We start from the raw sequence: 24,338 nt of genomic DNA, 5'->3' as shown, positions 1-24,338 counted from the left end.
GTTTTGTCACAAACAGATGCGCTCATGCACCCCGCCCCTGGCGGGAGCCCGCTATCCTTGCCGCCCAGCCACCCATTGCGCCCCGCGCCGATGACGCCCCGACAGACCACGATCAACACGGTGACTCTGACCTGCTCCACCTGCGGCAGCGCCCAGTTCACCAAGCTGGACACCAACGAATACCGCTGCGGCCATTGCCATGCGGTGACGCTGGTCGAAGACAACGTCGCCCAGCGGCTCGAGAAGATCCTGCGCGGCATGCAGCAGCCGGCGCGGCCCGCCCGACCCGGGCCCGGCGCCCTGGCGGCGATCGCCGTCACCGTCGCGGCCGCCATCGCGGTGTCGGTGGCGATTTCGCTGCTGGGCTCGGATACGCGCGGCGTGCCGCGCCTGCCGCCCGCGCCCCCTCCCATCGACGCCTCGCTGGTCAAACTGACCGACGTCCGGGAAGTCCAGGCCCGGGGCCGCCGCCAGCTCGTCATGATCGTGCGCAACGAAACCGGCCGGAAGATCGAAATGCCGCGCGTCACGGCGTCCTTCTTCCAGGGCGAGCTTTCGCTTTCGTCCACGTCCGGTTCGGCGCCCGCGCGCTCGCTGCAACCGGGCGAGTACGCGCCCATGACGGTCTCGGTCCCGGACCGGGCCTATACGCGCTATGACCTCCAGGTGTCCCCGCCGGTCCCCGCCCGCGGCAGGAACAACGACGTGGCCGCCAGCAAGGTGCAACTGGTGCGCAACGACGGCAGCTACCGCCTGGTCGGCCTGCTGAAGAACAACGGGGCCCAGGCGGCCAACAGCAGCCAGGTCACGGTAATGCTGTACGGCGGCGATGGAAGGCTGATCGGCATCGGCAACGCCTACGGCGCCGCCAGCCCGCTCGCGCCGGGCGCGCTGACGGCCTTCGACGCGCGCTGCGAAATGCTGGCCGACGGCGCGGTCGCCTCCTACGACTACATGGTGCAAAGTGAAGGCTGACCGTTCCGAATCCAGGCGCCTGTCCAGGCCGGCCATGGCCGGCCTGGGCCTGATCCTGCTTGCCGCCGGCGGCTATGCCCTGTGGAAGCACACGAACCTCCTGCCCGGCGGCGCGCCTTCCTCCGCCCGGCCCGCGCCGGCGGCCGCGGCCGCCCCGCCCCGGGAAGACGCCCCGCCCAGCCGCATCGTGCGCGTCAGCCCCGCCGACGTGCGGGTGATCGACCACGTGCGCCTGAGCACCGAAGAACTGCTGGATCCGCAATTCGCCCTGTTCGACCCGGCCGCGCTCACGCTGTCGGCGCCGCGGCGGCTGCTAGACGAAATCGAGCGCCCGGTGCTGTACGCGGAAGTGGTCAATACCAGCGACCGGTACGTGGCCCTGTCGCCGAAGGCGGCGATCGCGGTATTCGACGGCTCGCGCGCGCTGGACCTGAGGCAGGCCTGGAGCCTGCCGGCCCATCTGTATCCCGGCGAACGGGTGCCGGTGGCGCTGACCGGGCGCGTCGAGCGCTACACGGAAGTCAAGACGGACTGGCTGCCCGCCAAGCGCGCCGCCCTGCCCGGCCCGCGGCCCAAACTGGACGTCTCGGTCGAAAACACCGAGGCCAGCGTCGGCACGGGCACCCTGAACTTCACCTACCGCTACCGCTACAAGTACGTGACCGTCCACGGACGCGTGCGCAACGACAGTCCGGCCGAAGTCGAGAGCGTCAAGGCCTGGGTGAGCCTCTACGACGCCCAGGACCAATTGTCGGGCGCCACTTTCCAGGAGCTGCGCCTGCCCAGGCTCAAGCCGGGCGAGAGCGCGCCGTTCCAGGTAAACGTGAAGCAGCACGGCGCCAATTTCGCCCGGGTGGAAATAGTGTACGACGCGGACGCGCGCTAGCGCCGCCGGGCGGCGGGCGGCCTCCCTGCGGGCCGGGCCGGCCGGCGTCGCCCTTACGCAACAGCTATCGAGCCAAGTCTTATATAAGATATAAGACATTTGCTTGCGTCCCCCTCTTCCCTCTACAATTCGGGCCGACAACCCTTCTTCCAACCCGACTTTGAGCAGGCCTCACATGCTGGATAACTACCGCCAACACGTCGCCGAACGCGCGGCCCTGGGGATCCCCCCGCTGCCCCTTACGGCCAAACAAACCGCTGAACTGATCGAACTGCTGAAGAATCCGCCCGCTGGCGAAGAGCAGAACCTGGTCGAGCTGCTGACCCACCGCGTGCCGGCCGGCGTGGACGATGCCGCCAAGGTCAAGGCCTCGTACCTGGCCGCCGTGGCGCTGGGCAAGGAAGCTTGTGCGCTGATCAGCCGTGCCAAGGCGACGGAACTGCTGGGCACGATGCTCGGCGGCTACAACATTGGCCCGCTGGTCGAACTGCTGGACGATGCTGAAATCGGCACCATCGCCGCCGATGCGCTGAAAAAGACCCTGTTGATGTTCGACGCCTTCCACGACGTGAAGGAAAAGGCGGACAAGGGCAACGCCAACGCCAAGTCCGTGCTGCAAAGCTGGGCCGACGCCGAATGGTTCACCAGCCGTCCGGAACTGCCGGAAAGCCTGACCATCACCGTCTTCAAGGTGCCTGGCGAAACCAACACCGACGACCTGTCGCCGGCGCCCGACGCCACGACCCGCCCCGACATCCCGATGCACGCCCTGGCGATGCTGAAGAACAAGCGCGACGGCGCCGCGTTCGAACCGGAAGAAGACGGCAAGCGCGGCCCGGTCAAGTTCATCGAATCGCTGAAGGAAAAGGGCCACCTGGTCGCCTACGTGGGCGACGTGGTCGGCACGGGTTCGTCGCGCAAGTCGGCCACCAACTCGGTGCTGTGGTTCACGGGCGAAGACATCCCCTTCGTGCCGAACAAGCGCTTTGGCGGCGTGTGCCTGGGCAACAAGATCGCCCCGATCTTCTACAACACCATGGAAGACGCCGGCGCCCTGCCGATCGAACTCGACGTTTCCAAGATGGAAATGGGCGACGTGGTCGAACTGCGCCCCTATGAAGGCCGCGCCATCAAGAACGGCGAAGTCATCGCCGAATTCGAAGTGAAGTCCGACGTGCTGTTCGACGAAGTGCGCGCCGGCGGCCGCATTCCGCTGATCATCGGCCGCGGCCTGACCGCCAAGGCGCGCGAAGCGCTGGGCCTGGCGCCGTCGACGCTGTTCCGCCTGCCGAAGGATCCGGCCGACACGGGCAAGGGCTACACCCTGGCCCAGAAGATGGTCGGCCGCGCCTGCGGCCTGCCGGAAGGCAAGGGCATCCGCCCGGGCACCTACTGCGAACCGAAGATGACCTCGGTGGGCAGCCAGGACACCACCGGCCCCATGACCCGCGACGAGCTGAAGGACCTGGCCTGCCTGGGCTTCTCGGCCGACCTGGTGATGCAGTCGTTCTGCCACACCGCCGCCTATCCCAAGCCCGTGGACGTGAAGACGCACCACACGCTGCCGGAATTCATCAGCACCCGCGGCGGCGTCTCGCTGCGTCCGGGCGACGGCGTGATCCACTCGTGGCTGAACCGCATGCTGCTGCCCGACACCGTCGGCACCGGCGGCGACTCGCACACCCGCTTCCCCATCGGCATCTCGTTCCCGGCCGGCTCGGGCCTGGTGGCCTTCGCCGCCGCCACGGGCGTGATGCCCCTGGACATGCCGGAATCGGTGCTGGTCCGCTTCAAGGGCAAGCTGCAACCCGGCGTCACGCTGCGCGACCTGGTCAACGCCATCCCGCTGTACGCCATCAAGCAAGGCCTGCTGACGGTCGCCAAGCAAGGCAAGAAGAACATCTTCTCGGGCCGCATCCTCGAAATCGAAGGCCTGCCCGACCTGAAGGTCGAACAAGCCTTCGAACTGTCGGACGCCTCCGCCGAACGTTCGGCCGCCGGCTGCTCGGTGTTCCTGAACAAGGAACCGATCATCGAATACATCAACAGCAACATCGTGATGCTGAAGTGGATGATCGCCAACGGCTATGAAGACGAACGCACGCTGGGCCGCCGCATCAAGGCCATGGAAGCCTGGCTGGCCGATCCCAAGCTGCTGGAGCCGGACGCCGACGCCGAATACGCCGCCGTCATCGAGATCGACCTGGCCGACGTGCACGAGCCCATCGTGGCCTGCCCGAACGACCCGGACGACGTGAAGACGCTGTCGGAAGTCGCCGGCGCCAAGATCGACGAAGTGTTCATCGGTAGCTGCATGACCAACATCGGCCACTTCCGCGCGGCCTCCAAGCTGCTGGAAGGCAAGCGCGACATCCCGGTCAAGCTGTGGGTCGCCCCGCCGACCAAGATGGACGCCACGCAATTGACCGAGGAAGGCCACTACGGCGTGTTCGGCACGGCCGGCGCCCGCACGGAAATGCCGGGCTGCTCGCTGTGCATGGGCAACCAGGCGCAAGTCCGCGAAGGCGCGACGGTCATGTCGACCAGCACCCGCAACTTCCCGAACCGCCTGGGCAAGAACACCAACGTGTACCTGGGTTCGGCCGAACTGGCCGCCATCTGCTCGAAGCTGGGCCGCATTCCGACCAAGGACGAGTACATGGCCGACATGGGCGTCATCAACAAGAGCGGCGACCAGATCTACCAGTACCTGAACTTCGACAAGATCGCCGACTACAAGGACGTGGCCGACGTCATCGAAGTCTAAGCGGCCGGCGGGCCCTGCCCGCTACCGCCAGGCCCAGGCCTGCGCGACAGCCCCGGAGTACTGAACTGCCCCATGAGTTGGACATGAATCCAACCTTGAGGGGTAGTTCATACTCCGGGCTTTTTTTGGTCAGACAAATGCGGACAACTGCTCTTTAGTAATGAAACCAACCCCGACCAGCATCAGAAAGACGATATTCATCAAAAACAGCCACATCTTGCCTATGAAAGCTGGAATTTTCCACAGTCCTCGATAGCGCTTGTGATAGTCCTTCCGGAACGGGCCCGCGTAACCTATCGCCGCGCACGTCATCAATATGGCAAGCACCAAAGCGGGTACCGCGGGCGCGCGAAACTGCATGACCGTCAAGGAGGCCGACACGCCAAACATGCCTACCACTAGGTTGACGTGATTGAAGTAGCCGGCCGCGTCAATCTCATCCTTATCCATCTCCAGCATATCTTTCGTTTCTCCTTTCAAGGCGGCGCGTCCCTGCAGGAAGGATCGCTGCTTGTGTCGCGTGGCAAAACACCGGCGCGATGACCTTTGACATATCGTCGAGCGACCTGGGCGCATTCGCGCGTTGCGGCGTACTCGATAGTCTCGGCCGCTTCATTCCACGTAAGCATCCTGCCAGCCGAGCGCCCCAGTTCGCGGTAGGCCCAGAACAAATAGGTACTTGAGTTCAGCGTTAGGCCAGCGGTGCTAAGTTGCGGAAACAGCATATAGCGGTCTTTCTTGTCGACAATCGTGGTGTTATGCCCGTAGTAGACGGTCAACAGGCAAGACACGGGATGCGCCGCGTTCTCGCATTGGCCCTCGTTAAATGCGCGGCGATACTCTTGCTGGTTCCAGCCGAGCTTGATGAACCAGATTTTGGTGTCGGGCATCGTTACCGCACCCGTGGCCGGATTGACGGGCCACTTCACCCTCCCGCTCATTACCGGATTCAACCAGGCCGAGGTGTTATAGGCCTTGGTTCCAGCCTGCTCGCAAACCTGCTGCAACTCTTCCAGCGCCGGGACTTCAAGCACGAGCCCGTCGCGAGCGAGCCCCTGGCGCACCCGGCAAAGATCGTCCATGCGTCCTGCGGCATCGAAACTCGCATCGACCGCGATGATGTTGGGAATACCGCGTCGAACCAGACTGTACAGCGCGAGATTCTCCTCACCGCCCCCATCGCTCAGATTGTATGGAGCCTGGCCCGCCTCGCCCTTCATTTCCATACTCCAACGAGCGTTGCGAGTGATTGCGGAAAAGCGTTGGAGTGTCTTCGCGGCCCCCGTCCCCTCAGGCAGCCCCTGATAGTCTGCGAATGCCCCGGAAATCCGAACCGCGGTCCCTAGACCAGGATAGGGAAAATCGGCGCCACTGTATTTGCTGCTATCGCTACCGTAGACGAACGGACTCATTTCATAAATGGTCTCAGGGCGCACGTCGTGCTGCTTGTTCCCTATTCTGGCGTTCAGTACCCAACTAGGCGCATTAGGCGTCCTGCCGAGCCAATCGCGCAACGCAGCCCAATTGGCCAAATCCACCGCTAACCCTACCGTAGTCCTTCGCGGATTGCCGTTATCGTTGGTATATGCCCATTTCGTCTTTCTGTCCGCAAGCGCGTTCACCGGCCCGTTAAAACTGCGCGGCACAGGATTCAAGCCCCAGGTCCGTTCGATGCCAGCCTGATAAAGATCCCCGACATCGCTACGCAATTGCAGTCGCGTAATAGTCGTGAATGCAGCCTCGATCCCCATGCCCAGCAACTGAAACCAAGGACCGGATTGCCGGCTTCCCGTCACAACAACGGGCGATTCGCCAAAGATGTCGGGCCATCGGGCCAGATGGGCCTGCCACCGATAGGGATCGCCAGGTGCAAAATGCGCAGAATTCGGACAAGCCATGGGCCAACCCTTGGCCTGCGCGATGAGTTTTTGGAGATCGGTAAGCGGTCCCGCCTGTCTGCCTGGGTCCCCCACCCACCAAGTGGGAAGGCAGTCGGAGAAGATCTGCCGATAATCCCAGCCCTGGCGCGCCGCTTCCATACGTTTGGTGAAGTACCAAAGCGCAGCATAGCCTCCACCGGAAACGCTCGATATGGTGTCAACCTTTTCGAGAAGCCCTGAATCGAACAGACCCTGCATGACGCCATGCGCAAACAGGCCCGCTCGCGTGCCACCACCAGACAAAGCAAGTCCGACCTGGGGAGAGGGCCGCGCAGCGCGCTCCGCGCGGAAATCACAGGCCAATGTTTCCGGCGTTGTCTGAGCGATCGGTATGCGTGCTGCAAGCGGGCCATCCGGGATCGGACACTCGGCGTTTGCAACCCCTACATGAACAAGGACGAAAAAAAAGAAACGGCTGGACTGAGGCATGTATGTCTCCCAGATTGCGCTTCATTAAAACGTCGGCGTCACAACTTGATTCAAATATATACGAAATAACTATAATTGTTGTGAGAAGTTTGCCGACCCATTCCAGTGCGCCTAACTGGCCTCTTTGCCATTGCGAGTCTCATTGCCAGCTCCCAGACCTTTCACGCCCTCCTTCGTTGCCGCCGCCGGCTCCCCGCCCCTGAGGATCATTGCGCGATGACCCGGCTTTTGCTGCCGCTGCCGCTATTGCTGGCGCTGGCCGGCTGCGCCACCGCGCCGCCGTCCAATACCGAGAATATCTGCGCCATCTTCCGCGAAAAGCCGGACTGGCACGACGCCGCGCTGAAGGTACAGAAGAAATGGGGCGCGCCGGTGCCGGTGCCGATGGCCATGATGTACCAGGAGTCCTCGTTCAAGCAGGACGCGGTGCCACCCCGCTACTACTTCCTGGGCATCATTCCCTGGGGCCGGGTCAGTTCCGCCTATGGCTATGCCCAGGCCAAGGACGAAACCTGGGCCGACTACAAGAAGGACGCCGGCGGCTGGGGAGCCAGCCGCGACGACTTCGCCGATGCCCTGGACTTCATGGGCTGGTACATGAACAGGACCCAGCGCCTCAACGGCATCTCCAAATGGGACGCCTACGGCCAGTACCTGAACTACCACGAGGGCTGGACGGGCTACCGCAATCGCAGCTATGACCGCAAGGCCTGGCTCAAGACCGTATCGCAGAAGGTCCAGGCGCGCGCCGAGAAGTTCAGCGCGCAGTACAAGGGCTGCGAGAGCAGCCTGACGCGGGGCGGATGGTTCTGGTAGATCCTCGGCGGCCGCAAGATGGCCGCACGCCTATCGGGCGACACGCTGGGCGGTCACTTTCAACTCTTCGATGAACTCGCCCACGATCAACGACACCATGCGCCCCGCCGTCGTCACGACCGTGGGCTTGAGCTGGATCGTCGGCAGGAAGGGGCGCGCGGTCAGCCGGGGAAAGGAGTCGGTGTGAAGATGGAATTCGTCTATCAGGCCGACGCCGCTGCCAAGATCGATCAAGGAGCAAGCCAGGTAGGAGTGATTGATCGTCATGATGAAGTTGCACGGCACCTTGTCCTGCCTGAACGCCTCCCGCACCAGACTGTTTGAGGTCGTATCGTCGGGAAACGTCAGGATGGGGTAGTCGACCAGCAATGCCGGCGTGACGGACTCGAACTGCGCCAGCGGATGATCCCGCGGCATCACGCAATGCACCGAGGCGTCGCACAGCTCCATGACGTCCACGTTCGACGGGTCCTTGGGGCTCAGATCCAGCAGCCCCAATCCCACCTGCCCCAGCCTCACCCGCTCCAGCACTACCTTGGTGCTGTGGACTTCAACGTCGAAGCGGACCTTGGGATGCCGCGTGCGGAATTGGGCGATCGCCCGCCCCAAAAGCGCCGCCGACAGATTGGACACCGTGGCAAGGACGATGCGGCCCGCATGCCCCTGGCGCACTTCGTTCGCAAGATCCTGCAAATGAAAGATGTCGCCGAAAATGCGCTCCATCTCAGGGTACAGAAATGTCGCTTCGGCTGTCGGAATCAGCTTCCCTTTCGATCGGACGAAGAGCTTTACCCCCAGCTCCTCCTCGGCGAGCTGGATCGATTTCGTCACCGCCGGCTGTGTCAGGAAAAGCATGCGCGCAGCACCGGAAATCGACCCTGCGCGCATGACGGCACGCACTGCGGATAAATAACGGATATTGAGCATTAGGGTTTACACCTTATCAATTTTATTTTGGTTCATTCCAACTAAATACTAATAGACGCAATGGGATGCGCAATCCTAGACTTCCCCTACCGATAGACCACCTCAGGGGAATTCAGTGTCTGTACAGCTTGATTGGCATCAACGTTCCAACCAACTCAGCATCGAAGGGCGTGCGTACATCGACGGCGCCTACGTCGATGCCATTGATTCGGAAACTTTCGCCTGCATCAACCCGGCCACGGGCAAGGCCCTTGCCCAGATCGCCTCCTGCAAGGCTGCGGACGTCGATCGGGCCGTCGCCAGTTGCCGCGGCGCATTCGAGCGCGGCGACTGGTCGCGCATGCCTCCCCTGGAGCGCAAGCGCATCATGCTGCAGTTTTCCGCCCTGCTCCTGGCGCACCGGGAAGAGCTCGCGCTGCTGGAGTCGTTGAACGTTGGCAAGCCCATCACCAACGCATTCAATGGCGATATCGTTAGCGCCGCCACGACGATCCAGTGGTATGCCGAAGCCATCGACAAGGTCTACGGCGAAGTGGCCCCTTCGGGCCATGCGATGACCACCATGGTCATCCGCGAGGCGCTGGGCGTGGTGGCTGCCGTGGTGCCCTGGAACTACCCGCTGTCCATGGCCTGCTGGAAGCTCGGCCCGGCGCTGGCCTCCGGCAATTCGGTGGTCCTCAAGCCCGCGGAGCAATCGCCGCTGACGGCGATCCGCATTGCCCAATTGGCCACCGACGCCGGCATTCCGAAGGGCGTGCTGAACGTCGTCCCCGGCTTTGGCGAAACCGCGGGCCGCGCCCTGGGCATGCACATGGACGTCGATGCGATCGGCTTCACCGGATCGACCGAGGTCGGAAAACTGTTCATGCAGTATTCGGGTCTGTCCAACATTAAGCGCATCGGCCTGGAACTGGGCGGCAAGAGCCCGCATATCGTGCTGGCGGATTGCAGCGACCTCGATGCCGCCGCGCAGTCGGTCGCCGCGGGGATCTTCGCCAACGCCGGCCAGGTCTGCAATGCCGGCTCGCGCCTGATCGTGGACCGGGCGATCAAGGACGTATTCCTGGGCAAGGTCGCCGAGCATGCCGCCCGCCTGCGCCCCGGCGACCCGCTGGATCCCGACACGCGCCTGGGCGCGATCATCAGCGAGAAGCAACTCGACCGCATCATGTCGTACGTCGAGTCCGGCACCCGGCAAGGCGCCAGCCTGATCGCGGGCGGCCGGCGCGCCCGGGAGGAATCCGGCGGCTTCTTCATGGAGCCCACCGTCTTCGCCGACGTCTCGCCCGATATGCGGATCGCGCAGGAAGAGATCTTCGGACCGGTGCTGTCCGCCATCACCGTGTCGGGCGCGGACGAAGCGATCGCCGTGGCCAACGCGAGCCAGTATGGCCTGGCCGCGGGCATCTGGACCGACAACGTCAAAACGGCCATGAATGCATCGCGCATGCTGCGAGCTGGCGTCGTGTGGGTGAACTGCTTCGACCGCGGCAGCATGTCCGCCCCGTTCGGCGGATTCAAGCAATCGGGCTTCGGCCGGGACAAGTCCTTGCATGCCTTCGACAAGTACACCGACTGGAAGTCCATCTGGCTTGCGCATTGATTGATTGATCGATTCACGACAACGACACACCAAGGGGAAACACATGAAAATCAAAGACACCACCACCAGCAGCGCGGTCCATGGCGTAACGCGCCGCTCGATCCTCAAGGCGGCCGCCGCGGCGCCGCTGGCCGGCCTCGCCTCCTGGGCGCCCGCCGCAAGCGCCGCCCAGTCGATTACCGTGACCTGCTGGGGCGGAGACTATGAAAAGAACGTGCGCGCGATCTTTGCCGAACCGTTCACCAAGGAAACCGGCATCGGCGTAAACATCGTCAACAACGCGGACCTGACGAAGCTCAAGGTCCAGGTTCGCAACAACAACGTCTCCTGGGACGTCTTCGATAGCATCGGGCCGCATATTCTCTCCGCCTCCAAGGACGGCATCTGGGAACCCATCGACCGCAACATCGTGGACACCTCCAGCCTGATCGTGCCCGGAGGCGCGGACCACGTGGGGACTTTCCTCTTCGCCGCGGGCATCGCCTATGACCCAAAGCGCTTTCCCTCCGGCAAGTTCCCGACGAACTTCAAGGAGTTCTGGGACGTGGAGAAATTCCCCGGACGCCGCGCCCTGCGTCCACGCGTGAGCGAAATGCTGGAAATCGCGCTGGTGGCGGACGGCGTGGAACCGTCCAAGCTGTATCCGCTGGATGTCGAGCGCGCTTTCAAGTCGCTCGAACGCATCAAGAAGCACGTCCGGAAATGGACCGAGACCACGCCGGAAACGATATCGCTGGTGATAAACAATGAAGTGGATTTCTCCTACAGCTTCATCACCCGCGTCATCCCTTCTCAGCAGGCCGGCAATTCGATCGACATGCCCTTGTCGCAGACCGTGAACGCCACTGAGTACCTGGCCGTGCCCAAGGGATCCAAGAACCGGGAAGCCGCGATGCGCTACATCGCCTTCGTCCTGCGCCCCGACCGCCAGGCCGAGTTCTCCAATCGCATGTTCTTCTCGCCGAATAACAAGGCAGCGGCGGGGCTGGTGCAGGAAGCCACGAAGAAGTACCTGCCCGACATGGCCAGCAGGGAAAACATCGTCATCGACGACGCGTGGTGGGCGGACAACTTCGAAGCGCTCCAGAAGCGCTTCACCGGCTGGCTGCTCGTCTAGGGCAGCGCGCAGTAAGGGTGCCGGAGACCGATCCGGCACACCGCCCTCTTTTCGGAGATTCCGTCGATCATGGTCAGCATGCTTGGAAAGCGGCATGCGGCGCTGCTGTTGGCGCCCGCTAGCCTGCTGTTGTGCGTCTTCTTTCTCTATCCTCTGTGTGTCGTCGCTTGGAAAAGCGTGTACTCGGGGGGCTACACCCTGGCCTCCTACGCGTCGCTGTTCGAAGGCCCCCTGTTCGCCAAGGTCCTTGCCAATACGCTGAAGGTGTCTTTCATCGCGACCCTGCTCAGCACGCTGGGCGGCTATTGCCTTGCCGTTCACATCGCTCGCCAGAACGGCGCCCGGCGCCTCATCTACCTGACTCTCGTAATGGTTCCCCTGTGGACCAGCGTGCTGGTCAAGAGCTTTTCGCTGACGGTGCTGCTGGGCGACCAGGGCCTGTTGAACCGGGCGATCGTCAGCCTGTTCGGGGAACAGGCCCGGATCCAGATGCTGTTCAACGGCACCGGCGTGATCATCGGGATGATCAACTACCTGCTGCCGTTCACCGTCTTTCCCATCCTCGCCAGCCTGCTGGCCGTGGATCCGCTGCTGGCCCGCGCGGCCAGGCTGATGGGCGCCGGTCCGATCCGCATTTTCCTGCGCATCACGCTGCCATTGAGCATGCCGGGCGTCATGGCGGCCACCCTGATGGCGATGACGCTCTCCCTGGGCATGTTCGTCACGCCCGCGCTTCTGGGCGGACGGCAGGACATGATGATGGCCAATCTCGTCGACCTCTATACCCGCCAGATCCTGGACTGGGAAGGCGCATCCGCCATCGCCATGATTCTGCTGGCCCTGTCGGGCGCATTCATCCTGCTGCTGCTGAAGACTCAGGGCGGCGCTCCCGGCCAGAAGGAGCCCACCGCGTGAAGACTACCCGATTCTCCAAGTTCCTCGGCCGTTGCAGCACAGCCCTTCCGTGGGCGATCGCCATCCTGGGCTACGTGTTCCTGGTCGGTCCGATCGCCATCATCGTCGCCGCGTCGTTCAGCGGCGGCCAGGAAATCACCTTTCCTCCCGAGCACCTGTCGTTCGAACTCTATCGCGCCTTCTTTTCCGACCCGTCGTGGTGGCAGCCGGCGCTCCAGAGCCTGGCCGTCGCCCTGCTCACGTCGATCCTGGCGCTGGCGGTCACCTTGCCCGCGGCGTATGCGCTCAACCGGTGCCGATTCGGCGGCCTGAAGGCGGTGGAGCTGTTCTTCATCAGCCCCATGCTCATCCCGGTGATTTCGCTGGGGCTGGGGGTGTACATCTTCTTCTCCTCCGTCCGCATCGACAACACCACGCTTGGGCTGGTCATGACCCACAGCACGCTGGTGATGCCGTTCATGTTCATCTCGATCAGCGCCGGCATGCGGCACACGGATCCCGCGCTGGAAGCCGTATCGACCTTGATGGGCGCCGGGCCTTTCCGGACGTTCTTCCAGGTGCTGGTTCCGCAGATAAAGACGTCGATCCTGGTCGGCCTCCTGTTTGCGTTCCTCATCTCGTTCGACGAAGTCGTGGTCGCCTACTTCATTACGGGGCCGGAAACCACGACCCTGCCGGTGCGCATGTACAGCGCCCTGCGCTGGGAGGTCTCGCCCGTGCTGACCGCGATATCCAGCATGCTGACGATCGCCTCGCTGGTCTTCTGCCTCGCCATCCTCGCATTGAAAGAATCCAATCCTAAAGCGCACAACTGAAACATGGCTTATCACGACACTCTCGCACAGACCGTTGCCTCCTTGCCCGAACGCCGGCGCAAGATCGAAAGCGCGCCGCTGCCCGAAAACCTTCATGCGCTCTTGGCGGAAGCGGCCAGCGACAACGGGTCCGCCACCCTGTGGAATTTCTTTGAAATCGGCGAAACCATCACCTACGCCGACTGCCTGGAGCGCGTCGAGCGCCTGGCGGCCGGCCTGCAGGACCTGGGCGTCAAAAAGGGCGACCACGTGGCGGTCATGATGCCGAACGTTCCCGCCATGCCGCTCACCTGGTTCGCCATCGCCACCCTGGGCGCGGTCATGGTGCCCGTCAACACCAGCTACACCCCGCGCGAGCTGACCTACGTCCTGTCCAACAGCGATGCGACGTTCCTCGTCACCCACGACTCGCTCGCCCCGTTGATCGAAGAGTTCGTGCGCAACGCGTCCACCAAGCTGCAACATGACCATGTCGTGGTCACGGGCCAGGACCACGGCTTCACTTCCTGGGAGACGCTCGCGGATACGCCGCGCCGCCCGCTGGACACCTCCTCGGTCGGCCACGGTGATCTCCTGAATATCCAGTACACCTCCGGCACCACGGGGTTCCCCAAGGGCTGCATGCTGACGCAGGAGTACTGGCTGGTAAGCGGCAAGGCGAACGCGTTCCGCGACGGCCGCCGCTACCGCAACCTGCTGGCGCCCACGCCGTTCTACTACATGGATCCGCAGTGGCTCCTGCTGATGACGATCTATCAGCGCGGCACGCTGTTCGTGGCGAACAAGCAGAGCGCGTCGCGCTTCATGCAATGGGTCAGGGATTATGAAATCAACTTCTGCCTGATGCCTTACCTGATCTACAAGCAGGAGCCGCAGCCCGAGGATGGGAAGAATCGTCTGGTGCGGGCGAACATCTACGGCGCGCCGCGCGACCTGCACGCCCGGATCGAGCAGCGATTCGACGTGGTGGCGCGCGAAGCCTTCGGCATGACCGAAGTGGGCCCGGCCATGTTCATGCCGATCGAAGCGACCGACATGGTGGGCTCCGGCGCTTGCGGCGTGCCCTCGCCTTTCCGCGAGTGCAAGGTGATCGACGAGTCCGGAAACGAGGCTGCCCCAGGCGAAGTGGGCGAACTCTGCATCCGGGGACGCGGCATTCTCCTGGGCTACTACAACAACCCGTCGGCCACCGAAAGCGCATTCCTGGATGGCTGGTTTCGCACCGGCGACGCCTTTCGCCGCGACGAGAGAGGCTACTTCTACATCCAGGGCCGCTACAAGGACATGATCCGCCGCAGCGCGGAGAACATCGCCGCGCGCGAGGTGGAAGCGGTGCTCAATGGATTGAACGAAGTCGGCGAATCGGCGGCCGTTCCGGTGCCCGATTCCATCCGCGGCGAAGAGGTGAAAGCCTATATCGTCCTGCGCGAAGGCGTGCCCGCGAGCGACGAGTCCTTGCAACGGATCATCGCCGGTTGCCAGACGAACCTGGCGAAGTTCAAGGTTCCCCGCTACTACTCCTTCATCGACGCGTTGCCCAAGACCGCCTCGCTGAAGATCGCCAAGGGCACCTTGCGCGAGCAGGCCACGGACATGAAGGAACGCACTTTCGATCGCCAATCCGGGCAATGGCTGGATGCCCCGAATATGGAGAAATCGGCATGAACGATTTCGATGCCATCATCATCGGCGGCGGCCACAACGGCCTGGTCTGCGGCGCCTACCTGGCACGCCGAGGCGCCAAAGTGTGTGTGCTGGAGCGCAAGGCGCAAGTGGGCGGCGCGGTCGTGACCGAGGAACTCTGGCCGGGCTACCGCGTTTCGCCGGCTTCCTACCTCATGGCATTGCTGCAACCAAAGGTCATGCTCGACCTCGATCTGAAACGGCACGGCCTGGAAGTCATCGCGCAAACCCCCACCTTCCAGCCTCTGGAGGGCGACGCCTCGTTCACCTTCTGGCACGATCCGGAACGCCTGAAAAGCGAGTTCGCCAAGTTCTCGCGCAAGGATGCCGACGCCTATGCCGGTTACCTGGAATTCATGAAGACGGCCGGCGAAAAAGTACGCGCCCTGCTGTTCCAGGCGCCGATCAACCCCACCTCGGCCAGCCTGCCCAAGCTGCTCGAACTCGCGAAATTCGGGTGGCGCAACCGCGCGGCCCTGGACCAGCTCTACGACATCTACGATCTGCTCACCCTCAGCGCCTACGACTTTCTGGGGCGATGGTTCGAATCCGACGACGTCAAATCCGTGCTGGGGTTCTATGCCTCTGCGGCGGGCGGCACGATGAGCATGAAAACGCCCGGCTCGGCCTACATTCTGCTGCGCGGCTTTCTCCGCGACAACACGACCGCGGCTGGCGGGCCGGGGATCATCCGCGGCGGCATGGGCTCGATCTCGCAAGCCATTTTGCGCGCCGGATCCGAATACGGCATGCAGGCCCGCTGCAATGCCCAGGTTGAAGAGATCCTGGTCGAGAACAACCGGGCCGTCGGCGTGCGGCTCGCCGGAGGCGAAACCTTGCTCGCGCGGGCCATCATCAGCAACGCGCCGGCCAAGCTGACCTTCCAGCAACTCCTGCGCGACACGCCGCTGCCCGAGGCGTTCCGGCAGGAAGTGGCCCGTATCCGCGACCGGTCCACGTCCTACAAAGTCCACCTGGCCCTGAACGGCCTGCCGCGCTTCCGGCTGTTCGATCCGGAAAGCATGGGGTACGACTATCCCACGCTGGTCAAGATCGGCCCCAGCATCGATTACATCGAACGCGCGTTCGACTGCTCGAAATACGGCGAGTTTGCGCGCAACCCGTGCCTGGCGGTGCTGACGCCGTCGGCGCTGGACGACACCCTGGCCCCCGCCGGCCACCACGTAATGAGCATTTTCGGCTCGCATGCGCCCTATCGCCTGAAAACGGGCGACTGGACGGACGCCGATCGCCAGGCGCTGTACGAATGCACGATTGCCACCCTGGAAACCCATGCGCCCGGCATCCGCGCGCAGATCCTGCACGGCCAGATCAAAGTGGCGCCGGACTTCGAACGCGAGTTCTTCCTTCCGGGCGGGCATGTGCATCACGGCGAACTCAGCGCCGACCAGATTTTCTTCAAGCGTCCGGCAAAGGGTTTTGCCGACTATCGAACGCCGGTAAACGCCCTGTTCATGTGCGGCGCCTCCACGCACCCCGGCGGCGGCGTAACAGGCGTCCCGGGACACAATGCGGCCGCCGTGGTCGGGAAGTTCCTGGGCAACTCGAACTCCAAAGGCTGACGACATGGGAATGGTAGATTTCATAGACATCGGCAAGCGCTACGGGAACACCACCGCGCTTGAATTGATCAACCTGAGCGTCGAGCGCGGGGAGTTCCTGACATTGCTCGGCCCCAGCGGCTCGGGCAAGACCACACTGCTCAACCTGATCGCCGGCCTGATCAAGCCGACCACGGGCAAGCTGCTGATCGACGGCAAGGACACGGCCAGCCTCTCTCCGGGTGAGCGGGGGCTGGGCATGGTTTTTCAGAACTATGCGCTGATGCCGCACATGACCGTTTTCGAGAACATCGCCTTCCCGCTGCGCGTGCGGCGCGTGGCCGAAAAGGACATCAAGCGGCGCGTGCGGGAAGTGCTCGACCTGGTGCGCCTGTCCAACGTCGAGCAGCGCAGGCCCAAGGAGCTATCGGGCGGCCAGCAGCAGCGCGTCTCGCTGGCGCGCTGCATCGTCTACTGCCCTTCGCTCATTCTGATGGACGAACCGCTGGGCGCGCTGGACAAGAAATTGCGCGAACAAATGCAATTCGAGATCAAGCAACTGCACGCCGATCTCGGCATCACGATGGTGAACGTGACGCACGACCAGGAAGAAGCACTGACGCTCTCCGACCGCATCGTGCTGATGAACAACGGCGCGATCGAACAGATCGGCACGCCGTCCGAACTGTATTTCTCGCCCCGGACCGTGTTTGCCGCGGATTTCATCGGGCAGGGAAATTTCTTCGACGCCAGGATGATCTCCGCCGACGACGGCCATTTCGAGGTCGAGACCGCGGGCTTGCGCCTACGATGCGCGGGCGCGCGGCGCCCGGGCAAAGCCGGCGACGCCTTGACGGTATTGGTTCGCCCCGAGAACTTCGTGCTGCGCGCGGCCGATGCCGCGCGCGTCGCGCCGGCCGAGAACTGCCTGCGCGCCGATGTCGTGGATCACCTGATCCTTGGCGGCACGGTCAAGCACCGTGTGCGGCTGGCTGGCAATAAGGAGATCACCGTGCAGCAATCCAACCATCCGGGCACGCGTTTGTACGGCAAAGGGGAGTCCGTGCAGGTGTGTTTCCTGCCGGAAAGCGCCATCGCGCTGCAACCGTCCGATAAAGGCTGAATCATCATGATCATCGATTTTGCGAGCCGTCCGCCCCTGGCGGAATTCATAATCAACACGCAGCACATGGACAACTATCGGCGCGTGTACGCCAAAAGCGAAAGCCTGGTACCGAAGGCGTCGGGACCGGAAGCGCTGGCTGACTACCTTGCGCTGTACGACCGCCTGAATGCCAAGCACGTGGTGCTGAAGGCGCGCGATGCGCAGACCACCATGGGGTTCAAGGTTCCGAACGAGGTGATCGCGGATTTCTGCGAAAAATTCGGCCCGCGGTTCATTGGGTTCGCCGCGGTGGACCCGCATCGCGGCGCGGACGCGCTGGATGAGTTGAATCACGCCATCCGCGACCTCGGCTTGCGCGGGCTCAACGTCCAGGGATTCGAGCATCAGTTGGCCATCAATGATCCCAAGCTGATGGCGCTCTATGAACTGTGCGCTGAACTCGACATCCCGGTGAACATCCACTGCGGCATGAATTTTTCGCTATCCAGCAAGGCCATCTACGGCCATCCGCTGGCGCTGGACGATGTCCTGACCGCATTCCCGACCCTGCGGGTGTGCGCGTCGCCGCCTGGGTGGCCCTGGATCTCGGAGCTCATCGCCATGGCATGGCGCCATCCCAACCTATGGATCGGGCTGAGCGCCGTGCGGCCGAAACTGGCGGGCACTCCGGGTTCGGGCTACGAACCGCTTTTGCGGTATGGAGCCGGCCTGCTCAAACAGCGCGTTCTGTTCGGGTCGGGCTATCCGATGATTCCGGTAGACCGCTCGATCGCCGAAATCGAGGAGCTGGCGCTGACCGACGACGTGCGCCGGGCGTGGCTGTATGACAATGCAGCCGCGTATCTGCGTCTGCATTGAACCCGGGCCCGCGTTCGGTACAACCGAGAATCCCGGTCCGGAAGCCGGAGGCCGGGATTTTCACCCGCGGGCGTACTCCGCGGGGCGTCCTCAGAAGTCCATGCTCGCGCTCAGCGAGAACGTGCGCGGCCCGCCCAGCACCAGGTAGCCGTTGCCGGGATAGCCGCCCACCGAGGACCAGTAGTTGCGGTTGGCGATGTTGTCCACGCGCGCCCGCAGGGTCAGGACGTGGCCGTCCACGTCCATCATGTAGCGCAGGCCGGCGTCGAAGCGGGTCCAGCCGGGCACCTTGAGCGTATTGGCGTCGTCGGCGTAGGAAGAGCCGGTGTAGACCATGCGGCCGTCCACGGCCAGGCCGGGAACGCCGGGGATGTCCCATTCCACGCCCAGGTTCGCCTGGAAGCGCGGCACGCCGATCACGCGGTTGCCGTCGATGGCGGGCGTGCCGGTCGAGCGCTGCTCGGCGTCCAGCCAGGTCAGCCCGCCCAGCAGGCGCACGCTTTTCACGGGTTCGCCGTACATCGTCAGCTCGATGCCCTGATGGCGGTCCTTGCCGGAGGTGGTCAGCTCGTTGTTGGCGTTGTACATGGCGCGCGGCTTGTCGGTGGAAAACAGCGCGAGGCCGCCGCCCAGTCGATCCGATTCGTACTTCGCGCCGATTTCCTTCTGCTTGGAGACAAAGGGCGAAAGGCTCTCGCCGACGTTGGGCACCGGCCGGCCGCCAGCGACCGCGGGCGCGGTCGGACCCGCGACCAGCGCCTCGATGTAGTTCGCGTACAGGGACACGCTGGGCGCGACCTTGACGACGATGCCGGCGGCGGGCGAATTGTGGCTGGCGTCGTAGGCGCCGCTTTCCTTGCCGGTGTTGTACGCGTAGTCCCGCTGGGACAGGCGCTGGTGGCGGATGCCGGCCGTCAGCAGGACCTTGTCGTCCAGGAACGACAGGGTATCGCCGATGGCGTAGCTGCTCAGGCGAGTGCGGCCTTGCAGCGCCGGATCGTCCAGGTCGTTGCCGCGCAGCGCGGCGGCGCTGAATGCCGGCTTGTCATACGAAACCGGATCGTAGATGTTGGTGGCGAACGTGTTCTGCCAGTCCATCACGTAGGCGTTTTTCTTCTTCAGGTCGAAGAAGGATGCCGACACGACGAACTCGTGGCCCACCGGGCCGGTGCGCACCTTGCCGCGCAGGCCCAGTTCGCCCGTGTTCACGCTGTCTTCACGGGTGTTGTCGAAGCGATAGAAGCTGCCGGCGCCCGTGCTGCCGTTGCTCAGCGTGACGTTGCCGAGCGAATTGGCTTCGTCGCTGCGGCGAAAACCGTACGCCGCATAGGCCGTCAGCTTGTCGCTGAAGTCGTGCTCGGCGCGCACGGTGCCGAAAACGTCGCGCTCATTGGAATAGGACCACGGCTGCGCATAGTTGGAGCTGGCGTCCGGCGCATCGGGCACGGAGGTCACGCCGGCGCCCAGCGTCACGTTGGGACGCGCGCGCTTGAGCTTGTTTTCCTGCCAGCCGATGTCCGCCGACAAACGCGTGTCGGCCGAGCGCCAGTCCAGGCCCAGGGACACCAGGCTAGTGCGGGAATGCTCGTCGTCGATGCCGGTGTCGCCGCTGCGCTGCGCCGCGTTGAAGCGGATGCCGGTGCTGTCGCCCGGGCCGAAACGGCGGGCGATGTCGGTGGACAACTGGAACTGGCCGCCGCTGGACACGCCGGTGGTGACGCGGGTCAGAGGGTCGTTCGGCGCGCGCTTGGGCACCAGGTTGATCACCCCGCCGATGCCGCCGCCGCCCGGCGCCGCGCCGGTCAGGAAGGTGGACGCGCCGCGCAGCACTTCCACGCGCTCGAACAGTTCGGTGGCGATGTACTGGCGCGGCAGCAGGCTGTACAGGCCGTTGTAGGCCACGTCGTCGGAGCCGAGAATAAAGCCGCGGATGAAGTACGACTCCTGGAAGTTGCCGAAGCCGCGCGCCACGCGAACGCCCGAATCATTCTGCAGCACGTCGCCCACGCTGCGGGCCTGCCTGTCCTGGATCAGCTCGTTGGTGTAGCTGGTGATGCTGAACGGCGTATCCATGATGTCCTGCGTGCCGAACAGGCCGATGCGGCCGCCGCGCGCGACCTGCCCGCCCGCGAAGGGCTCGGCCAGGCCGCCGGCCGACGCGTCCGCGCTGGCCTCGACGGTGATGGCATCCATGGAAACGACCGGCCCCTGGCCAGTGGCGGGAGCCGGCGGCGCGGCGTTCTGGGCGTGGACGGGAAGGCACCACGGAAGCGCGGCCACCATGCAGGCTAGGGTCTTGATTTTCATGTCGGGATGTCCGTTCATGCGGAAGAAATCGGGGAACTACGGAATCCCGATGGGGCGGGTGCGCCATGCAGGGGCGCCGCCGGTCCCGAAGGGACGCGGCCGGCCTCCGGCACCATGGGGCTTCAACTCTTTCCGTGCATGATACGAAAAAGAGGAATCATTCTCATTATTTATCTTAGATGCTAAACATGTGAATGTTGCCGAGCGGCAACGGCCCTAAAAATCGCCAGGTGAGTCAGTGTCAGACACCCGTACGCGACGTCGCTACGGTTTGCTGGGGTGGTCATGGGTGTCTGACACCCGCGAAGATGCGATTGCTGCCGCCGGGTGTCTGACACCCGGGAAGCACTGGAGCAAACTGAAGGCCGTCCCGTACGGGTGTCAGACACCTGACCTAAATCGAAGAGCGACCAAGTGTCTGACACCCGTACGCGACGCCGCTACGGTTTGCTGGGGTGGTCACGGGTGTCTGACACCCGCGAAGATGCGATTGCTGCCGCCGGGTGTCTGACACCCGGGAAGCACTGGAGCAAACTGAAGGCCGCCCCGTACGGGTGTCAGACACCTGACCTAAATCGAAGAGCGACCAAGTGTCTGACACCCGTACGCGATGCCGCTACGGCTTGCAGGGGTGGTCACGGGTGTCTGACACCCGCGAAGATGCGATTGCCGCCGCCGGGTGTCTGACACCCGGGAAGCACTGGAGCAAACTGAAGGCCGTCCCGTACGGGTGTCAGACACCTGACCAAGAGACGACTGCCGACGCCGGTGTCAGACACCTGCCCTTCGGACTCTCACCCTTCCACCGGCGCGCGGCTGGCATCGTAGTCGCCCGGGGCCAGCGGTTCCAGCGGAAAATGCGGGCCGGCGCGCTTGCGGAAATCGAAGAGCGACCAGTCCGAGCTGGTGACGCCGGGGCTGTCGCACTCCACCAGCGCCGAGGAAATCGGCACGAACACCGGTCGGCAATACATGCGCGACTTGACCAGGATGTAGCGCGCCTCGGTGGGCTCGACCCCCAGGCTGCGGAACACGCCCAGGTCCCAGGGTTCGTGGGTGCGCTCGGTAATGACCAGCCTGGCCGCGCCGATATCGAGCACGGCGCTGCGGCCCATGCTGACGAGCTGACCGGTGTAGGTGGGCCCCGTGATGACGTATTCGCCGTTGGTGAGCGCGCTTACGGTGCCGCGCAGCGTGACCGGACTGGCCGGCCGGCCGATGCTGTCGATGGGCCGCTTGTTGCCCACGGGCAGCTCCACCTCCGCGCCGACGCCGGCGCGAGTCAGTGTGTCGACGGCCTCGGGGTCGCAATACAGGCCCGCGACGATGCCGTCCAGCCCCGCCTCCACCGCCGCCACCAGCACGTCCATCGTGTCGCAGGTTCCGCCGCTCATGCAGTTGTCGCCGTGGTCCAGCAGCAGCACGGGCTTGTCGGCGCTCTCGGCCAGCCGCCCCGCGCGCGCCAGCGATTGCGCGAGCGGTTCGCTTTCGTAGAGAAAGCCTTCGCGGCGAGCCCAGATCGCCGCGGCCATATCGCTGGCGACTCGTTCGGCCGCCTCCTGGCTGCCGTCGGCCACCGCCACCACGCTCAGGCAGGGATGGGGGATGTCGGCCAGCCCGAAACCCGCCAGCACGGACACGCCCAGCGCGCCCTCGGCTTCGGCGCGCCTGGCCATCTCCACGGCGTCGCGCATGGCGCCTTCGTCCGTGTTGCTGCGCAGCGTGTGCGACACCAGCGGCAGGCGGCGCCAGGCCATGAATGGCGCGATGCGGCCGTCGATGCTGTCGAACAGCAGCCGGCCCGCGTGTTCGCCGGTTTCGTACATGTCGATGTGCGGATAGGTCTTGAAGCTGATGATGACGTCGGCGTTCGCGACCATCTTGGGCGTCACGTTGCCGTGCAGGTCCAGCGCCACCCCGATGGGCACGCCCGGCGCGGCGCGGCGAACGCGCTCCAGCAGGTCCCCTTCGCCGTCGTCGGTGCTTTCCACCGCCATCGCGCCGTGCAGGTCCAGCAGGATGGCGCCGCAGCCCGGCGCGGCCGCGACAATGCGTTCGCATATGGCTTCGTAGGCGTCGGCGGCCACGCGGCCGCTGGGATAGGCAGTGGCCGACACCGGCGTGGCCAGTTCCGCGCCGCGCGCCTCGGCCAGGTCGATGAAGGCCGACATGGCGGTGCGCTTGCCGTGATTCTCGGCATAGGCGCCGGCATCGTAGGTGGGGCCGTCCAGCCCGAACGCGGACAGCGGCGTGGGCACCGGCGAGAAGGTGTTGGTCTCGTGGTTCATGCGGGCGATCAGGACTTTCATGCCGGCGCTCCTTCGGGGAACTGGATCCGGCCGCAGCAGCGCAGCATGGCGTGCAGCAGCACATTGCAGCCGGCCTCGAGGTGCTCGGGCCGAGCGTCCTCGATTTCGTTGTGGCTGATGCCGTCCTTGCACGGCACGAAGATCATGGCCGTGGGCGCGACCCGCGCCATGTAGACCGCGTCATGGCCCGCGCCGCTGATCACGTCCAGCGAATCCAGCCCCAGCGTGCGGGCGCCGTCCCGGACAGCCTGCACCAGCCGGGGCTCGAAGGGCTGCGGCGGGAAGTACACCACTTCCTTGCTCTCGATATCGAGCCGGCCGGGCTCCGCCAGTTCGCCGCAGGCGCGCGCCAGGGCGGCGGCCATGCTGTCCAGGGTGGCGTCGTCGGCCGCCCGCAGGTCCACGGTCAGCGCCACGCGGCCCGGGATCACGTTGCGCGAATTCGGGTAGCCGTCGATGCAGCCCACCGTGGCGCGGCCGTGCGGGGCATGGTCCAGCGCAATGCGATTGATCTCCAGCACCAGCCGGGATGCGGCCACCAGGGCGTCGCGGCGCAGCTCCATCGGGGTGGGCCCGGCGTGCGCCTCCTGCCCGGTGACGACGACGTCGTACCAGCGCTGGCCCAGCGCGCCCTGCACCGCGCCGATGGTGATGCCGCGGGCTTCGAGGATGGGGCCCTGTTCGATATGCGCTTCGAAATACGCGGCCGCCGCCCGCGGCCTGGCCGGCTCGGGGCCGTCATAGCCGATGGCGCGCAGCGCGTCGCCCACGCTAACGCCGTCGCGGTCCCGCGCCGCCAGCGCATGCTCCAGCGTGAAGGCGCCCGCGTACACGCCGGACCCCATCATCACGGGCACGAAGCGCGAGCCTTCCTCGTTGGTCCACACCACCACTTCCAGCGGCGCCTCGGTGGCGATGCCGTGCTGCTGCAGGGTGCGCAGGACCTCGATGCCGGCGAGCACGCCGTAATTGCCGTCGAACTTGCCGCCGGTGGGCTGGGTGTCGATATGGCTGCCCGTCATGACGGCGGGCAGGTCGTCGCGCAGCCCCGGGCGGCGCATGAAGATATTGCCGATGGCGTCCACGCGCACGCTGCAGCCCAGTTCGCGGGCCCAGGCGCAGACCAGGTCGCGCCCCTGGCGGTCCAGGTCGGTCAGGGCCAGCCGGCACACGCCGCCTTTGTCGGTGCCGCCGATGCGGGCCAGTTCCATCAGCGAATCCCAGAGGCGCTCGCCGTCGATGCGGATGCCGCTGACGGCCTCCAATGCGTTCATTTCCATGGTGGTTTCCTTGCGGTCTTTGC

General features: G+C 64.5%; 18 protein-coding genes. 12 read left to right on the top strand and 6 right to left on the bottom strand.

Going from position 1 to position 24,338, the window contains the following annotated elements; translation table 11 throughout:
- Positions 1-90: 90 nt before the first annotated feature.
- The 3 genes from AVE30378_RS06040 (at position 91) to acnB (ending at position 4,628) form a co-directional block, all read left to right on the top strand.
- Positions 91-975: an FxLYD domain-containing protein gene (locus tag AVE30378_RS06040; RefSeq protein ID WP_129239862.1), complete on the top strand. Its 885-nt coding sequence runs from the start codon at positions 91-93 to the stop codon at positions 973-975.
- The gene (locus AVE30378_RS06035) at positions 965-1,861 is read left to right on the top strand and encodes an FxLYD domain-containing protein (protein WP_129239861.1); all 897 of its coding nucleotides are present in this window, start codon (positions 965-967) and stop codon (positions 1,859-1,861) included. Before AVE30378_RS06040 ends, AVE30378_RS06035 begins: the two co-directional genes overlap by 11 nt.
- Positions 1,862-2,036: 175 nt before the next feature.
- Positions 2,037-4,628, top strand: a complete 2,592-nt coding sequence (acnB, locus tag AVE30378_RS06030; RefSeq protein WP_129239860.1) for a bifunctional aconitate hydratase 2/2-methylisocitrate dehydratase — start codon at positions 2,037-2,039, stop codon at positions 4,626-4,628.
- Positions 4,629-4,757: 129 nt separating this feature from the next.
- Here acnB and AVE30378_RS06025 read toward each other — a convergent pair whose 3' ends face one another.
- Both AVE30378_RS06025 and AVE30378_RS06020 read right to left on the bottom strand, forming a co-directional pair.
- On the bottom strand, positions 4,758-5,087 hold the full coding sequence (locus AVE30378_RS06025) for a hypothetical protein (protein ID WP_129239859.1): 330 nt from the start codon (positions 5,085-5,087) through the stop codon (positions 4,758-4,760).
- 17 nt (positions 5,088-5,104) lie between these two features.
- Positions 5,105-6,997: a patatin-like phospholipase family protein gene (locus tag AVE30378_RS06020; RefSeq protein ID WP_129239858.1), complete on the bottom strand. Its 1,893-nt coding sequence runs from the start codon at positions 6,995-6,997 to the stop codon at positions 5,105-5,107.
- Positions 6,998-7,213: 216 nt separating this feature from the next.
- Here AVE30378_RS06020 and AVE30378_RS06015 point away from each other — a divergent pair, with 216 nt between their 5' ends.
- Positions 7,214-7,813 carry a transglycosylase SLT domain-containing protein gene (locus AVE30378_RS06015; protein WP_129239857.1) on the top strand — a complete coding sequence of 200 codons (600 nt, stop codon included), beginning with the start codon at positions 7,214-7,216 and terminating at the stop codon, positions 7,811-7,813.
- Positions 7,814-7,843: 30 nt separating this feature from the next.
- Here the strand turns inward: AVE30378_RS06015 and AVE30378_RS06010 are convergent, their stop codons facing one another.
- A complete protein-coding gene (locus AVE30378_RS06010) occupies positions 7,844-8,740 on the bottom strand; it encodes a LysR family transcriptional regulator (protein ID WP_129239856.1) in 897 nt (298 codons plus the stop codon).
- A 115-nt stretch (positions 8,741-8,855) separates the two neighbouring features.
- Between AVE30378_RS06010 and AVE30378_RS06005 the strand changes: the two genes are divergently transcribed.
- The 8 genes from AVE30378_RS06005 to AVE30378_RS05970 all read left to right on the top strand — a co-directional run bounded on the left by AVE30378_RS06005 (position 8,856) and on the right by AVE30378_RS05970 (position 18,419).
- Positions 8,856-10,343: an aldehyde dehydrogenase gene (locus AVE30378_RS06005; RefSeq protein WP_129239855.1), complete on the top strand. Its 1,488-nt coding sequence runs from the start codon at positions 8,856-8,858 to the stop codon at positions 10,341-10,343.
- Positions 10,344-10,386: 43 nt separating this feature from the next.
- Entirely contained in the window at positions 10,387-11,460 is a 1,074-nt protein-coding gene (locus tag AVE30378_RS06000) for an ABC transporter substrate-binding protein (protein WP_129239854.1), read from the top strand.
- 69 nt (positions 11,461-11,529) lie between these two features.
- A complete protein-coding gene (locus AVE30378_RS05995) occupies positions 11,530-12,375 on the top strand; it encodes an ABC transporter permease (RefSeq protein ID WP_129239853.1) in 846 nt (281 codons plus the stop codon).
- Positions 12,372-13,190, top strand: coding sequence for an ABC transporter permease (locus tag AVE30378_RS05990; protein WP_208742357.1), 819 nt, complete (start codon positions 12,372-12,374; stop codon positions 13,188-13,190). The genes AVE30378_RS05995 and AVE30378_RS05990 overlap by 4 nt, the downstream gene beginning before the upstream one ends.
- Before the next feature lie 3 nt (positions 13,191-13,193).
- Positions 13,194-14,855: a class I adenylate-forming enzyme family protein gene (locus AVE30378_RS05985; protein ID WP_129239852.1), complete on the top strand. Its 1,662-nt coding sequence runs from the start codon at positions 13,194-13,196 to the stop codon at positions 14,853-14,855.
- Entirely contained in the window at positions 14,852-16,456 is a 1,605-nt protein-coding gene (locus tag AVE30378_RS05980) for a phytoene desaturase family protein (RefSeq protein WP_129239851.1), read from the top strand. Before AVE30378_RS05985 ends, AVE30378_RS05980 begins: the two co-directional genes overlap by 4 nt.
- Before the next feature lie 10 nt (positions 16,457-16,466).
- Complete coding sequence (locus tag AVE30378_RS05975) at positions 16,467-17,558, top strand: ABC transporter ATP-binding protein (RefSeq protein WP_244234978.1); 1,092 nt, start codon at positions 16,467-16,469, stop codon at positions 17,556-17,558.
- Positions 17,559-17,564: 6 nt separating this feature from the next.
- Positions 17,565-18,419 carry an amidohydrolase family protein gene (locus AVE30378_RS05970; protein ID WP_129239849.1) on the top strand — a complete coding sequence of 285 codons (855 nt, stop codon included), beginning with the start codon at positions 17,565-17,567 and terminating at the stop codon, positions 18,417-18,419.
- A gap of 90 nt (positions 18,420-18,509) precedes the next feature.
- Here AVE30378_RS05970 and AVE30378_RS05965 read toward each other — a convergent pair whose 3' ends face one another.
- The 3 genes from AVE30378_RS05965 to AVE30378_RS05955 form a co-directional block, all read right to left on the bottom strand.
- On the bottom strand, positions 18,510-20,726 hold the full coding sequence (locus AVE30378_RS05965; RefSeq protein ID WP_129239848.1) for a TonB-dependent receptor: 2,217 nt from the start codon (positions 20,724-20,726) through the stop codon (positions 18,510-18,512).
- 794 nt (positions 20,727-21,520) lie between these two features.
- A complete protein-coding gene (locus AVE30378_RS05960; protein ID WP_129239847.1) occupies positions 21,521-23,035 on the bottom strand; it encodes a M81 family metallopeptidase in 1,515 nt (504 codons plus the stop codon).
- Entirely contained in the window at positions 23,032-24,315 is a 1,284-nt protein-coding gene (locus AVE30378_RS05955; RefSeq protein ID WP_129239988.1) for a Zn-dependent hydrolase, read from the bottom strand. Before AVE30378_RS05955 ends, AVE30378_RS05960 begins: the two co-directional genes overlap by 4 nt.
- Positions 24,316-24,338: the final 23 nt, after the last annotated feature.

The sequence above is a fragment of the Achromobacter veterisilvae genome (assembly GCF_900496975.1).
GTDB classification, from domain to species: domain Bacteria; phylum Pseudomonadota; class Gammaproteobacteria; order Burkholderiales; family Burkholderiaceae_B; genus Achromobacter; species Achromobacter veterisilvae.
Note: the sequence above shows the minus strand (reverse complement) of the source record. Positions and strands in the feature narration are given on the sequence as shown.